Origin of the sequence: Lacticaseibacillus huelsenbergensis (assembly GCF_029726355.1) — a bacterium.
Lineage (GTDB): Bacteria > Bacillota > Bacilli > Lactobacillales > Lactobacillaceae > Lacticaseibacillus > Lacticaseibacillus casei.
Genome location: NZ_CP120687.1, coordinates 1843186 through 1858696, shown reverse-complemented (window position 1 = coordinate 1858696; position 15511 = coordinate 1843186). Strand labels below are relative to the sequence as shown.

Annotated in this window: 11 protein-coding genes; 7 read left to right on the top strand and 4 right to left on the bottom strand. The window is 49.1% G+C overall.

Features of this window, described 5'->3' with window-relative positions:
• Nucleotides 1–19: 19 nt before the first annotated feature.
• The 4 genes from treR to LHUE1_RS08455 form a co-directional block, all read right to left on the bottom strand.
• A complete protein-coding gene (gene treR, locus LHUE1_RS08470) occupies nt 20–736 on the bottom strand; it encodes a trehalose operon repressor (protein WP_049170908.1) in 717 nt (238 codons plus the stop codon).
• Between the two features lie 285 nt (nt 737–1021).
• Entirely contained in the window at nt 1022–2251 is a 1230-nt protein-coding gene (locus tag LHUE1_RS08465) for an L-lactate MFS transporter (RefSeq protein ID WP_049170905.1), read from the bottom strand.
• A 160-nt stretch (nt 2252–2411) separates the two neighbouring features.
• A complete protein-coding gene (locus LHUE1_RS08460; RefSeq protein ID WP_277848332.1) occupies nt 2412–4193 on the bottom strand; it encodes an ABC transporter ATP-binding protein in 1782 nt (593 codons plus the stop codon).
• Between the two features lie 3 nt (nt 4194–4196).
• Nucleotides 4197–5915: an ABC transporter ATP-binding protein gene (locus tag LHUE1_RS08455; RefSeq protein WP_049170898.1), complete on the bottom strand. Its 1719-nt coding sequence runs from the start codon at nt 5913–5915 to the stop codon at nt 4197–4199.
• A gap of 691 nt (nt 5916–6606) precedes the next feature.
• Here LHUE1_RS08455 and metE point away from each other — a divergent pair.
• From metE to LHUE1_RS08420, 7 genes are all read left to right on the top strand, one after another.
• On the top strand, nt 6607–8892 hold the full coding sequence (metE, locus tag LHUE1_RS08450) for a 5-methyltetrahydropteroyltriglutamate--homocysteine S-methyltransferase (RefSeq protein WP_049170895.1): 2286 nt from the start codon (nt 6607–6609) through the stop codon (nt 8890–8892).
• Nucleotides 8870–9742, top strand: coding sequence for a methylenetetrahydrofolate reductase [NAD(P)H] (gene metF / locus LHUE1_RS08445; protein WP_010491119.1), 873 nt, complete (start codon nt 8870–8872; stop codon nt 9740–9742). The genes metE and metF overlap by 23 nt, the downstream gene beginning before the upstream one ends.
• A gap of 166 nt (nt 9743–9908) precedes the next feature.
• On the top strand, nt 9909–10733 hold the full coding sequence (locus LHUE1_RS08440; protein WP_049170890.1) for a PfkB family carbohydrate kinase: 825 nt from the start codon (nt 9909–9911) through the stop codon (nt 10731–10733).
• A 195-nt stretch (nt 10734–10928) separates the two neighbouring features.
• Nucleotides 10929–11477, top strand: coding sequence for an ECF transporter S component (locus LHUE1_RS08435; RefSeq protein WP_049170887.1), 549 nt, complete (start codon nt 10929–10931; stop codon nt 11475–11477).
• A 211-nt stretch (nt 11478–11688) separates the two neighbouring features.
• Nucleotides 11689–12483, top strand: a complete 795-nt coding sequence (locus tag LHUE1_RS08430) for an ABC transporter ATP-binding protein (protein ID WP_277848333.1) — start codon at nt 11689–11691, stop codon at nt 12481–12483.
• Nucleotides 12470–14197, top strand: a complete 1728-nt coding sequence (locus LHUE1_RS08425) for a hypothetical protein (RefSeq protein WP_049170882.1) — start codon at nt 12470–12472, stop codon at nt 14195–14197. Before LHUE1_RS08430 ends, LHUE1_RS08425 begins: the two co-directional genes overlap by 14 nt.
• A 206-nt stretch (nt 14198–14403) precedes the next feature.
• Nucleotides 14404–15378, top strand: a complete 975-nt coding sequence (locus LHUE1_RS08420; RefSeq protein ID WP_049170879.1) for an EamA family transporter — start codon at nt 14404–14406, stop codon at nt 15376–15378.
• Nucleotides 15379–15511: the final 133 nt, after the last annotated feature.

Sequence of the window (15511 nt, the reverse complement as noted above, 5' to 3'; positions counted from 1 at the left end):
AAGCTCGACCTGCCACCATTCACGGCCGCATTCGCCGCGCAAAATCATGAAACTTAAACCGATCCGCCCGGTGCCGCGACTCCGTGTATTGAAACTTTGTCGTATCCACCAGACTGCTGCAACTGCGAACCACGACGACCACTGCGGCTTGGGGTAACTTCAGGTACCGCCGATCTTCTTCGGTTGCTGTTTCCACCGTGATTTCCTTGGTCGCATAGGCAATGGTCAATCCCACCTGACCTTCAAGATAGGCATACAACGAATCCTTGGCTGCCGACTCCGGAATCGGCGGCACCACCTTAGGATCAAGGTAATCGATATCGATGATGTCCGGCTCGCCTTTCAAATACCGCACCCGCTTCAAAAACCGCATCTGTTTAGTCGTCACATGTGGATCCACGTCCTTAAACGACTTGGCTGGTAACGTTGCAAAATGATTGGCCAAAATGACGGTTCGCGTCTGTAAGTGAAATTGTTTGGCCAGTTCGGCATAACTCACAACTCCTGAAACGGGAAAAACGTATTCCTGCCGATTAATCACCGTTGAACCTTTACCTTTTTGCGACTGGATAAACCCGTCGTCTTTGAGCAGCTGCAATGCTTTTCGTACCGTGTCGCGCGACGCCTGGTACATTTCCTGCAACGTCCGTTCACTTGGTAGCAACGATCCCGTTACATAAATCTCTGCTTCAATCTTGTCCTTCAGATCCTGATAAATGACATCGTACTTACGCATTTCTTCCCCCTCCAGAAAGCGATTTCACTTACAGAGCTTATTTTACCTGTACGTACAGGTTTGTCAACAAAAGAAGCTTGGATTTGGTCAATAATATGTGACATAAACTAAAAATGTTGTCATATCAGCATTTTGAGACATAAAAAAATCCCGTACCTAAATACGGGGTTCTGATATATTAATATCCACATTAGACGGCGTTTATATCACCAGCAAAACATCAACGTCAAAATGTTTTTCATTCATCCTAAAGTCTCTCTGTCGATCTTTTCGCAGACAAAACCGTTAGTCGGTCACATGCTTCGCATCCTGCGCAGTTGCTTTGAATTCCCGCCGAATGCGAATCGACAGCCCTAGAGCCAGCAATTCGAGAAGAACAAAGAGGATCAAGCTAACAGTATAATTGTGAAAATATTCTTCGCTAAAACTCAGCAGCGTCGGGCCAACGATTCCCGCAGCGGCCCAGGCCGTCAGCACATAACCATGAATCGCCCCAAGCTGTTTGGTGCCAAAGACATCCCCAAGATAAGCAGGAATGACCGAGAACCCGGCGCCATAGCAAGACATAATCAGGCATAACGCAATGCCAAAGAGTAACGGGGAGCCCACGGTCAAAATGCCGACCAGCATGATGACGTCGACCACAAAAATCAACGTATAGGTGAGCGGCCGGCCAATCAAATCAGACAACGTTGCCCAAGCCAAGCGGCCAAAACCATTAAACAAACCCACAACCCCAACCATCATAGCGGCGGTCGCGGCGGACATACCGGTTTGCTGCTGGGCCATCGGCGACGCAACCGCCACAAGCCCGATACCACAGGTGATGTTGATAAAGAACATCAGCCATAAGTAGCGGAATGCTGGCGTTTTAACTGCTTCACTGGCGGTCATCGCCTTACCGGTCAAACTCACGCTTTTGGCAAGATCGGCAGCCGGCACTTCATCCGGACGCGGCTTGCGGATCACTTGGGCGGCTCCCAACATGATCACCATATAAACCGCACCCAACACATACATGGTGGCGACCAAACCGATAGCGGCGATCAATTGCTGGGCAACCGGGCCAGTCAACATGGCGGCAAAGCCAAAGCCCATGATCGCCATTCCGGTCGCGAGTCCGCGATTATCCGGGAACCACGCAATAATCGTTGAAACCGGCGTCACATAGCCAGCACCCAAACCTAACCCGCCGATCACGCCGTAACCCAGATATAGCAACGGCAACGAATCGATTTGAACCGCCAAGCCGGTTAATAAAATACCTGAGCCGTATAAAATCGCGGCAACTGTCCCGGTCAACCGCGGGCCAAAGCGCTCAACCACCCGCCCCATGAAGGCAGCACTCATGCCCAGAAAGAAAATGGCAATACTAAACGCGACTGTGACCGAGGACAACGCCCATCCTGTCTGTTTGGCAATCGGACCGGTAAACACGCTCCATGCATAAACAGAACCAATCATCAAATGCAGCAAAATACCGCCTAAAGCGACCAAATACCTACGTTTGCTCATCGCTACCTCCACGAAGTCTTTATTGATCAAAACAATGATCAGCATTGTTCTGATATAGAAAGACTATCACAAGTTTTAAGCTTTAGAAAGGCCTCTAAATCGCTTTATATACGAATTATATTAAAAAATGTCCCGAAATAGTTCGTAATCTATTGGACCGCTATTCAAACACCATTTGGTTATGGTATAGCTCGGCATAAAAGCCATTTTGCGCCAGTAACTGTTCGTGATTGCCTTCTTCAATAATTCTGCCATCGCGGAGGACGACAATTTTATCGGCATTCAAAATCGTCTTCAACCGGTGGGCAATGACAAAACTCGTCCGTCCCTGAATCACGTTATCCATTGCTGCTTGAATCTTGGCTTCAGTGACCGTATCCACGTTACTGGTCGCCTCATCAAGAATCAGCAACCGCGGATCGGTCAAAATGGTCCGGGCAATCGACATGAGCTGTTTTTGGCCGGCTGAAAAGACGCTTTGCTCATCCGAAACCAACGTATCATACCCATCCGGCAGACTCACAATAAAGTCATGAATGTTGGCCTGTTTGGCGGCGGCTTCAACCCGCGCTTGATCGGCTTCCGGATCACCGAAGCGAATGTTATCACGGATTGTACCGGAAAATAGTTGCGGATCCTGCAGAACAATGCCGACATTTTGCCGTAGCGATGCGAGTTTAAATTCACGCACATCAACACCGTCAAAGGTAATCGAGCCGGAATCAACATCGTAGAAACGATTCATCAGGTTCATAACCGTGGTTTTCCCGCTGCCAGTCGGGCCAACCAGCGCCACCATTTCGCCTTTTTCAACATGGATCGTAACGCCGTGTAGAATCTCCTTACCCGGAATATAGCTAAAATGTACGTTATCAATCACGAGCTCGTGTTTCAGACCATCGAGGGTGCGACCATTTTTCGGATCGACTTCATCCGGCTGTTCTCGCACTTCGGTAATTCGGCGAGCACCGGTAATGGCTAGCTGAATCATGTTAAACAGGCTGGTCAGCTGCACAATTGGCTGATAGTACTGCTGCGCATAGTTAACGAACACAACCACCAAAGCCAAAGCCGCGCCTTGACTCAGTGAGCCGTTTAGCGCCAGCCAGGAACCGGCAAAGATCACAATCGCCGTATTCAGCAACGACAGCCCCATGAGTAACGGATTTAAAATGCCACTCCAAATCTGCCCACGCAGGTTAGATTTGCGTACCGCATTGTTATACGGTTGGAAGCCGGCAACACTTTCCTGCTGCAAGCCATTGGTAATCAACATCTTCTGGCCGGTAATTTGCTCGTTGATGTAACCATTAAGTCGGCCGATGTCGTCCTGCTGGCGATCAACCGACACACTTGCCTGGTGCATCACAAACGCGGCCAAGCCAATCGCCACCGGGGTCGAGGCCATGGTGATCCACGCCAACGTGGCATTCTGGGTGAACATCATCCAGATAATCCCAATAAACTGGGCACCGCTTAAGAATATTTCGATCAGCGCCTGGTTCATGGCATTAAAAATGTTATCCAAATCGCTGGTAAACCGCGACAGAATATCGCCGTCACTATGACTGTCAAAATACTGCACTTTCATGCGCTGCATTTTCCGAAACAAACCCACCCGCATGGTGCCAGTCGAATAACCGCTGACTTTTGACAGCAGCAGGCTCGAGATCAAAATACTGGAGGCATCGATCAAATACAGCAGGACAAAAATGGCTAGGGTGTGGTTAAACGCCGTAAAAGAGGCTTGCCCACGCGTTGCCGGGTTCGCCCATTGCTGAACGTAGACAGTCAGTTCCTCAATGGCGCGGCCCATATACGTCGGTGCAACAACAATCGCCCATGTGGAAATCGCGATCAAAATGGTCGTGATCAAAAACTCTAGCCAATAAGGCCGTAAATAATGGGCATAAAATTTACCCGCATTTTTTAAGTCTTTCATGAGCTACACCCCCTCTTCCAATGCTTTTTGGGTTGCATAAATTTCGCGATAAACATCATTATGTTGCGCCAATTCATGATGTGTGCCGCTACCGACCAACCGACCTTCATCAAGTACTAGAATGCGATCGGCCTTGATAATCGAACTGATTTTTTCGGCGATGATAATGGTCGTCGTGTTTTTCAATTCATGCGCTAAAGCTTCTTGAACCAATTTTTCCGAACGGGCATCCAACGCCGAGGTGGCATCATCGAGAATCAGGATCTTCGGCTGCCCGATGACCCCGCGTGTAATCGAAAGCCGCTGCTTTTGGCCGCCTGAAAAGTTTGACGATCGTTCTTCTACTTCTGCGTGGTAGGTGTGCGGCAAACGTTCAATAAACTCAGCTGACTGAGCGATCCGAGCTGCCCACTTCATAGAAGCTAAATCAGCATCCGGATTGCCTTGCTGCAAGTTTTCCGCAATAGTGCCGGAAAAAAGCGTGGATCGTTGCAAGACAAAACCAACCGTCTGCCGCAAATCAGCTTCAGTGACAGCGCGGACATCATGCCCACCAACCTTGACGATCCCGGTGTCTGGGTCAAACAGCCGCGGAATCAGTTGCGCCAATGTGGTCTTGCCACTGCCGGTCGCCCCGACAATGCCAATCATTTCACCTGGCTTAACCGCAAAACTGATATCGCGAATCGTCGGCTTTTCATCCCCCGGATAGGTGAATGTCACGTCATTGAATTCAACGCCACCGTCCAGATCCCGATGCGGGCCACTCACAAAGGTCATGCTCGGCTTAGTGTCCATGACTTCATGGATCCGCCGTAAAGAAACCAGCGCCCGCGACGCGAATGTCAGCATAAAGCTTCCGTTAATAATCGCGAACAGAATCTGCATCAAGTAGTTGATAAAACTGGTAATCGCCGCCAAGTTACTTGGATGGCTCGTAATGTTCTGGCCGATCAGCCAGATACTTAAGGCAATCGCTAAATTGGCAATCAGGAAAAACGCCGGCATCAACAAGGCAAACAAATTACCGATTTTGACACTGACATCCCGCATCTCGTCGCTTGATTCTGCAAAGTTTTTTGTCTGATTGGCGCCTTGAACAAACGACTTTACCACCCGCATGCCCATTAAATTCTCACGCGCCAAGGTGTTCACTTTTTCAATCAGCTGTTGCATCCGGCCAAAATATTTGCCCATGCGACTAAACGAAAAAAGACTGACCCCCAGCAGCAGCACCATCATGACCGCAATCACCCACCACAACTCAGGCAAGGTCACGATCGCAAGAATCACGGCGCCGACAAACAGAATCGGGATACGCGTGACTTGCTGAAAAAAGCCCATGACAATCTGTTGCACCTGATTAATATCATTGGTCATGCGCACAACCAGATTTGATGGCGAGAATTTTTCGATGTCGGCATAAGCCAGACTTTGAATTTTGGCATATTCATCAGCTCGCAAATCCGTGGCCACACCTAATGCGACCCGCGCCGAATAGATGGTATTGATAATCCCGCCAACAATCCCGATCACCGCGAGGCCAATCAAATACAGCCCATTGGTCCAGACGGTCTGTTTGTCATTTTTCATAATGGCATTCATGATCACCTGAAGCAGATGCGGCTGCCAAAGTGTCGCGAACGCTACCACAAAAATAGCCAGGATTGACCAGATCACGTCCCAGCGATATTTCTTAATGTATGGAACCAAAACTTTCATAGCATTCTTCCTCCGATGACTTGTGCTAATAGCTTACCCTAAAATTTGAAACAAGTCAGTGTTAACGCTCTTTGACTTTTCTTGTTCATGCCGCGGCTGCGCAATCTTAAGGGTAAGCATGACGCTGGTATTGTCATCTTAACAAACCTGCGCCATTATTTACGAAATAATGAGAATAAAACAGGTGTTTTCGCAACAGGCTAAGAGTTAACAGCCACAGAAGGCTTCATCTTAATTTAATAAATATCTTGACAGCTGCCATAATTGTCAGTATGCTAGTCGCAACATTGAAATGCGGAAAGATGAGTAGTTGGCGATTTCCTGCCTAGAGAGTGTCCATTTTGGTGCAAGGGCATCTGGAAACGACGACGAATATGGTCTTGGTGATGCAGGTGTGTCGAGCGCGAGCAAAGCACACATGGGGACGCCCATTATTGCGTTAGGTCTCACAGCATGGCTGTCGGACTGATTGAGGAAAGTCGTGTGAGCGACTTTTAAACCAAGGTGGTACCACGGTAAGCCGTCCTTGGCCTAGACATTTTTTGTCTGGGTCAAGGACGGCTTTTTTGGTTTCCATCTCCGCGTGCAAATACAAGCCACGTCTTTCGACAGTTCATTTCGATCATTAGCAAGTGTTCTTCAATTCATCATTGGACTGATTGACATTATGCCTAAAACAGGAGGTTTTATTATGACAACAACCATCATCGGCTATCCACGAATTGGCGAACATCGCGAATTAAAGTTTGCCACTCAGAAGTATTTCAAGCACCAGATTACGGCACAGGAGCTGCAGGAAAAAGCCAAAGCATTACGTCAGCAGCACTGGGAAACCATTCAGGCGGCGGGCATTGATCAAATTCCTACCGGCGATTTTTCTTTCTTCGATAACACCTTGGATGTTGCCAACCTTTTGAATATTGTGCCAAAGCGGTATTTGGACTTGAACCTGTCGCCTCTCGATACCTATTTTGCCCAGGCGCGGGGTTATCAAGGCGATGCCGGTGATGTTAAGGCACTTGCCATGAAGAAATGGTTCAACACCAATTACCACTATCTGGTGCCCGAATTTGACCACGACACGCACATTCAAGTGACGGACTGGCAACTTTTTGAACAATATCAAGAAGCCAAGGATTTGGGCATCGCGGCGCGGCCGACTTTAATCGGCCCGTACACATTGTTGAAACTGTCGCGCTTCATTGATGTCACTCCGGATGACTTCGTGGCCGACTTAATCGCTGCTTATAGCACGGTCATTCAGCGGCTACACGCAGCCGGTGCCGAATGGATTCAGCTTGATGAACCGGCACTGGTTTATGACCAGACCGATGCTGACTTGGCATTGTTTGAACGGCTTTATACGCCGATTCTCGCGCAAAAGAACACCGCCAAAATTCTGGTGCAGACTTATTTCGGTGATTTAACCGATTCGTTTGAACAAATTTCCGAACTGCCATTTGATGGCTTCGGCCTGGATTTTGTGGAAGGCTATGCGAACCTCGATCTGCTGAAAAAGCACGGCTTCCCGGCGCACGTCACCTTGTTTGCCGGTATTGTCAACGGCAAGAATATCTGGCGGACGCACTATGCTGATGCTTTGGCAACGATTAAGCAGCTGTCAACCATCACGGACAAGCTTGTGTTGAGCACCTCCACATCGCTATTGCACGTCCCTTATACCCTACGCAACGAAACGCATCTCAAGCCGGAAGAAAAGCAATATTTGGCTTTCGCTGAAGAAAAACTAAATGAGTTGCACGAACTGGACGCTATTTTTCATACCGGTGCCGATCATGAAGCTTATCAGGCCAACGTCGCCTTATTCAGCAAGCCACGTTACGAGGAAAATAAAGCCTTAAACGCCAAAATTGCTGCCCTAACGCCGGAAGACTATAAGCGGACGCCTGATCGCAAAACCCGGCTGGCGATTCAGGCTAAGGAATTCAACCTGCCACTACTGCCGACAACCACCATCGGCTCGTTCCCGCAAACCGCAGAAGTTCGGCGCAATCGGGCTAAGTTCCGCCGCCATGAAATTACGGAAGCCGAATATACGGCATTCAATCATCAAGAAGAAGTCGACTGGATCAGATTCCAGGAAAAAATCGGCTTGGATGTTTTGGTTCACGGCGAATTTGAACGCAACGACATGGTTGAATATTTTGGCGAAAACTTCGGTGGCTTCCGCTTCACCGACAATGGCTGGGTACAAAGTTACGGGACTCGCGGTGTGAAACCTCCGATCATTTGGGGCGATGTCGTGCGCACCAAGCCGATTACAGTGGCGGAAACGGTTTTTGCCCAAAGTCAAACCGATCACCTCGTCAAAGGCATGCTCACCGGACCGGTCACCATCTACAACTGGTCGTTCCCGCGTGAAGATTTGAGCCAAAAAACCAGCGTTGAGCAGATTGCACTGGCGTTGGAAGATGAAGTGCTGGATCTTGAAAAGCATGGCATCAAAATCATTCAAATCGACGAGCCGGCGTTACGGGAAAATCTGCCGCTGCGTAAGAAAGACTGGTATCCCAAGTATCTAGACTGGGCAGTGCCGGCCTTCCGCCTCGTTGCCAGCAAAGTGAAACCGGAGACCCAGATCCACACGCATATGTGTTATTCGCAGTTCGGCGACATCATTAAGGCGATTGATAACCTCGATGCCGATGTGATTTCGTTTGAAGCTGCGCGCTCCGATTTTAGCCTCTTGGACATTCTCAAAGCCACTCATTTCCAAACCCATGTTGGCCCCGGCGTTTATGATATTCACTCGCCGCGCATCCCTTCCAAAGACGAAATCGTTCACATCATCCACGAAATTCTGAAACGGTTGCCGGCTGATCATGTTTGGATCAACCCTGATTGCGGACTTAAAACGCGCGACGTCCCGGAAACCAAGGCCAGCTTGATCAACATGGTTGCAGCGGCTAAACAAGTACGTAAGGAACTCACTCATGAAAATCAACCAGTGCTTTAAAGATCATCAAGTCATTTCATTTGAAGTCTTTCCCCCGCGCAAAAATGCCAGCAACGTTGCGCTGACACCAATTCTCAACACCCTTGATGCAGTAAAAGAAGCCGATCCCGATTTTGTCTCCGTCACATTCGGCGCGAATGGCAATAAGCCACACATGGGCACGCTGGAGGTTGCCAAGCTGATCAAAGACGAGTTTGATCTGGAACCGGTCGCCCACTTACCGGCTGCCCAGCTCACCCGCGCGCAGGTCGATGCAGAATTGCGCGGTTTTCAAGAAGCCGGCATTGATAACATTCTCGCCTTGCGCGGTGATATTCCCAAAAGCGGCCGCGTCAGCAACGACTTCCCTTATGCCTGCGATTTAATCGAGCACATTCACCAACGCGGCGATTTCAACGTCGTGGCAGCCTGTTACCCGGAAAAACATCCCGAATCACCAGATGTGGTCAGCGACATCCGCCACCTTAAGGAAAAAGTCGATGCCGGAGCCAGTCAGTTGATTAGCCAACTTTTCTTTGACAATCAGGTTTTCTACCGCTTCCGCGAACGGACCGAGCTTGCGGGGATTCATGTGCCCATCGAAGCCGGGATCATGCCAGTGATCAACGAGCATCAAATCGAACGCATGGCGACAATGGCTGGCGTCAATTTACCGCCAAAATTTGTCGCCATGATGCAGCATTTTTCCGGCAACAAAGAAGCCATGCGCGATGCGGGGATTGCTTATGCCATTGATCAAATTATTGATTTATTAGTGCATGGTGTCGATGGCATCCACATTTATACCATGGACAATCCCACGGTTGTTAAACGAATTGCCACAGCGACAAAGACAATTCGGAATGCTTAACTGATTTTGATACCTTCAATATGAATGGTCCCGGCGCGGTGCCAGGGCCATTTTAGTTTGCACAGAAGGCAGTTTGTGCCAATATATAAAAAAGCTCATTGACAGTTCGTTAAAAATTGCGCATGCTCTTTGTTAAGCACCTATACTTTTAGAAAGGATTCATACTTTGAACACGAAAAGTCTGATCATTAGTCAGGATTTGTGCGGTGTCGGCCAGGTTTCCATGGGCGTGGCTTTGCCGTTAGCGGCCGGTCTGGGGTTGACGCCGTATGTGTTGCCGACCGCCTTACTGTCAAGTCACACTGGCGGTCTGGGCGCTAATACTTATCTTGACCTGAGTTCCGAGATGTCAGGAATTCTGACCCATTGGCAACGACTGCAACTGCAACCCGACGGCATTTATCTCGGCTATCTTGGCCAAAATGCCGCGCTTCAATGGCAACGCTGGCTGCCAAAATTTTCCGCGCCGCTGGTCCTGATCGATCCGGTTATGGCAGATGACGGCAAGCTTTATAAAGGTTTTGATGCCGCCTACGTCGAAACGTTGCAGCAGTTAGCCTACCGCGCAACGGTCTTGACGCCGAACGTCACCGAAGCACAACTGCTTTTAGACGAACCATTGGTGGCACTGACGGAACCGTCAGCCGTGATGGCGTTGGCCAAGCGGCTGCATGCCCAGTTCCACAATGCGGTTTTAATCACTGGTGTCCCGTTCCATAAGCAGATTGCCGTTGTCGGGATAGATGCGTCTGGAGAAACGCTGGCACTGGCCCAGCCAAAAGAACCCGGGCATTATTTTGGCACTGGCGATCTTTTCGCTGCGGCCTTGGCAACTGGCTTGCTGAAAGGCCAGCGCTTGCGGCAAGCAGCGGCAACTGCCATGGTAGCCGCGCGCTTGGCAATTAAAGCCACGTTGGCTGCTGATGCTGATCCGAAATACGGGTTAAATCTCGCTGGGGTGATTCCGGCATTGAGTAAGCAACTGCCTTAGATCATACAAATACGCTAGCGTGCTGCCGGCTTCTGACCGCGCGGACTCACGCTCATCTTAACGCGTTCCCCCGCGCAGAAGCCTGCATGTAAGGACCTTGGTCGCAATGGCCTAAGCCCGGGCCATCCCGCCCAAGCCCACTTACACTCCGGCTTCTGACCGCGCGGGCTCACGCTCATTTTTGGAGGTTAAAACATGCAAACATCACATAACACTTTGAAAAACATCATTTTCACCGGCTTATTCGCCGCAATTATTTACATTGGGATTTCACTATTGCGCATTCCGATTCCGGCGATGGTTGGTCGGCCGTTTATTCACTTTGGCAATCCCTTGATGGTGCTGGCAATTCTCTTTTTAGGCGGACGGCTAGGCGGCTTAGCAGCAGCGATTGGCTTGGGTGGATTCGACTTGCTAAATGGCTATGCCGCCACCTCTTGGCTGACAGTCTTGGAAGCGATCGTGATGGCAATCGTTGTCAGTGCGCTTGTCAAGGCGTTTAAACATGATGATCAGCCGCGTAACATCATTATCATTGGCATCGTTGCCGGGTTAACGAAAATCGTTACCTCTTATCTCACTGGCATCGTTGAAGCACTCATGGTCGGGACAATCTTTAAAACCGCGATTGTCGGCGCCTTTTTGAGTCTTCCGGCAACTGTCATCAACTCAATTGCAACTGCCTTTATCGTGCCGATATTGTATTTTATCCTTCGTCCGCTCTTCAAGCGGTTCACGAGCTGAACAATTTCTTTCGTTTTTTTATTGCAATTTCTTTTGGACTAGTCCGGCGAACAGCAGACTAGTTTAACACTAAGCAGAACGCTTGGTGTTTTTTTATGGGCTTTTTTAGCGGCGTTATACAACAAGCATTTCCCTATACAACAATAATATTTTCTGTCATAATCGGCCCAACGCAGTATGTTGATAACTCGGTCAAGAGGAGGCCATTTTTATGACAGAACCCATCGTGACCCTCAGTCACATTCGAAAAAGTTTCGGACCCAAAGAAGTATTGAAAGATCTTAACTTCTCGATCACCCCTGGCAGCATTGTTGGTTACATCGGTCCCAACGGTGCTGGCAAAAGTACAACGGTTAAGATGATGCTCGGCCTACTTGAGCCAGATGACGGCACACTCGAATTATTTGGCCAACCGATTAGCCCTAAAGATCCCAGTTACAAACGGCGAATCGGCTATGTGCCGGAAAGTGCCGATGTTTTCGATGCGTTAACAGCTCGGGAATATCTGAGCCTCATTGGCCAGCTTTACGGCTTGAGCGCCACCGATGCCGAGCAAAAGGCCTTCGCGCTGGCGGAACTGGTTAACTTGCGCGATGCTTTTGATCGGCGAATTTCATCCTATTCAAAAGGGATGCGGCAACTGATTCTGATTATTGCCAGTTTGCTGCACAATCCGGACATTTTATTCTGGGATGAACCATTGAACGGGCTTGACGCTAACACTGTGCTGGTCATTGAAGAAGTGCTTCAGGACTTGCGCGATCAAGGCAAAACGATCTTCTATTCCAGTCACATTCTTGATGTTGTCCAAAAACTGTCGGACCGGATCATCGTTTTAAACGCCGGGACAGTGGTGGCAGATGGGCCGTTCAAAGCCATTGCCAAGGAAGCCGACACCAATTTGCAACAGCTCTTCAATGATCTGACCGGTTTTGCGGAACATGGTCAAAAAGCCCAAAGCTTCGTGGATATCGTGACAGGCGGTGACTCGCATGAAGATGCTTAAAAAACCAACTCCTGATGTTTCTGAAACAACTGATTCAGCCGCTCTGCCGTTACCAAAAGCGTTCGGATGGTTGACGCGTCTCCGCCCGACGTTGGAAAAACGCGGCATTCAGTTTGACCAACTACGGCTGATTCTTGCTAGTAAAGGCTTGCTAGCCGCCCGTGAAACAAACGGCTTAGGCAGCATGTTTAGGAGCAACAGACGCCGGAAGGAAACACGCCTCAAAAATGCTTTCTTGTGGAATGCTTTGGTTGGCGCCATTTTAGGTTTGGTGCTGCTTATCCCTACCTCCATCCTGACAACTTTTACCATGTTCATGACGATCCAGCTTCTAAACAGTTTCCTAGTCATTTTAACCACTTACTCCAGCCTGATCCTGGATCCGCGTGATCGCACGGTCTTTGCTGCACGCGGCGTCAATGACCGTACGCTTAGTTTTGCCCGTCTTCTAAACATTTGCTACTATCTGGGGATGACGCTGCTCGCCGTGGGTGGCCCGGGAATCATCATCAGCGGCTTGCATTATGGGCCAGTGGTAGCGCTTGGCGGCTTAATTGCGCTGGTGTTTAGCGGCGTGTTGAGTCTGATGATGGCATTGTTTGTTTACCTGCTAGTTTTGCGATTCTTTGATGGCGAGCGTTTGCGAAACATGTTAAACCTGGTACAGATTTTGCTAATGATCGGGATCTATGTTGGCAGCCAATTACCTAATATACTGCCGCGCTCGATGTCATTTTTTGGTTTATCTCTTAGCGATTCGTTTAATTGGATTTTCATACCGGCATTTCCTTCATGGTTTGCTGGCTTGCCAATGTTGTTTGCTGGACAAGTGACCGCCTTAAGTATGACATTGGCTGGCTTAAGTATTGTGATGCCAATCGTCTTGACCCTAGTCTTCCTCCATTTCTCCGGTTCGTTTGAAACCTATTTGGAAAAATTAAATCAAGGCAACGATCGAACTCGCAAACTCGGTTGGTGGTTCCGTGGCATCAGCGCCTTAATGACGCGACCAGGCGAAGAGCGGACTTATTTCACTTTAGGTTGGCGCGTTTTAGGTAATGAACGCGACTACAAGCTGCGCGTTTATCCACAGCTGGCTTATGGATTGATCTTGCCTTTGGTCATCGTCAGCAATGAATTACGCCAGATGAGTTTTACAAACGCGAGCCATTATGTTGCTTATGCCGGTATCGGAATCGTTGTCGCGTTGGCACCGGCGCTGGTTAATCTGCGGTTTTCAAGCCAACCACAAGCCATGGCGATTTTTCAATATGTGCCATTTACCACACACGGATTATTACTGCGTGGTGTCGTAAAGGCCATGTTTGCCCGCTTATTCCTGTTGCCACTGGTGTTGATTACGATCGTCACGACCGCTATTGGCGGCTTGGATGCATTTCTGGCTGGCGTTGCCATCATCGTTCTCATCTATGGCATCACGTTAATTATGGGCTGGCCACTGGTTGGCGGACAGTTTCCATTTGCCAGCGTTTATTCAGCTAACGCCAACGTGCACGGCGGTTCGATCGGTATGATCAGCATCATCGGCGGCATGATCATCGGGGCCATAGTTATTTTCGTTGGCGGCTTTCTTTCCGGCTGGATTTTCCCACTGGCTTTGACACTCTTAGGTTTGACGTTCGGTTTGCTACTAGGCCATTTTTATCGCACCAATCTGCATTATGAATTAAGAATCAACACCGAGCCAGAATAACCTCTTAACATTCCAAAAATGAACATCACTCTGGAATCGCTCCTTGAGACGCAATTTGTCTTTAGGGGCGATTTGGATTTATCGAGCAAAATGCCGGCAGACATGCATGCATACACGTCAAGTTTGATCAAAATAACACGAACTAGCCAACCAGGTTCTTTTTGCGTATAGTAGTCTGGATGTCTTAATTTGAAAGGAATACTGCTATGCCACGCACTGAAGCTCATCTTACGAACGATTCGAATCGAAAAATAAAAGGTGTTACATTTGCCGTTGTTGGCGCCATTTTTTGGGGTGCCAGCGGTATTTTTACGCAAACGCTTTTTACCAATGCCGGCGTTAAGCCGCTTTGGCTTGTGGGTATTCGCCTCTTTTTTGCCGGGATGTTACTAGTATTGTGGAGTGCTCTGCGCGATCCGCAATCGTTTTTGGCCCTTTGGAAAAATCGGCGAGATGCTGGTCTTATGATTTTGTTTGCCTTCTTCGGCATGGTGCCATCCCAGTTGACTTATTTTCTTGCCATTAATGCCGGCAATGCTGCAACTGCAACCATTTTGCAGTTCTTAGGCCCAGTATTTATTTTGCTTTACATGGCGCTGACAACCCGGCAAATGCCGCGGCGGATCGATTTTATCAGCATCACCTTAGCCCTGATCGGCACCTATTTACTCGTCACGCGCGGCCATCTCACCAGTTTACAGCTCGCCCCTGCCGCTATCTTCTGGGGAATTATGGCCGGCGTGAGTCAGGCACTTTATACGTTGCTGCCGCGAACCTTGCTGGCCAAATATGATGCGCGGGCGGTCACGGGCTGGTCCATGTTGCTCGGCAGCTTACCATTTTTGCCTCAGTACGTGCTGCATCCTAACCCAATGCTCACGTTACCAGATCTAGGCGCGATTGGGTTTGTCGTCATCTTCGGCACCATGCTCGCTTATCTGCTGGTACTCGGCAGCCTCAACTACATATCACCCGTGGCAACCGGCATGTTAAGCGCGTTTGAACCGTTAACCGCCACTACCCTCGCCGTCACTCGCCTACACATCGCCTTTGGTCCGGCAGAATGGCTCGGCGGCCTCCTCATTGTCTTGAACACCTTGTTGCAGGCGCTGCCGTTCAAAAAAATTCAGAGCGTGCAAAAACGATTGATTCATCAACTCTTGCAAAAATCGAAATCCTGAACATCAAAAAGAGATGCTAAAAGTCTAGGGAAAATCCCGAAACTTTCAGCATCTCTTTTTTGTTCGTTGATTGACCAGAACCAGTATCGACTAAAGGAAGCCGGTGAAACTGGCAATCAAAACGTGAATGGGC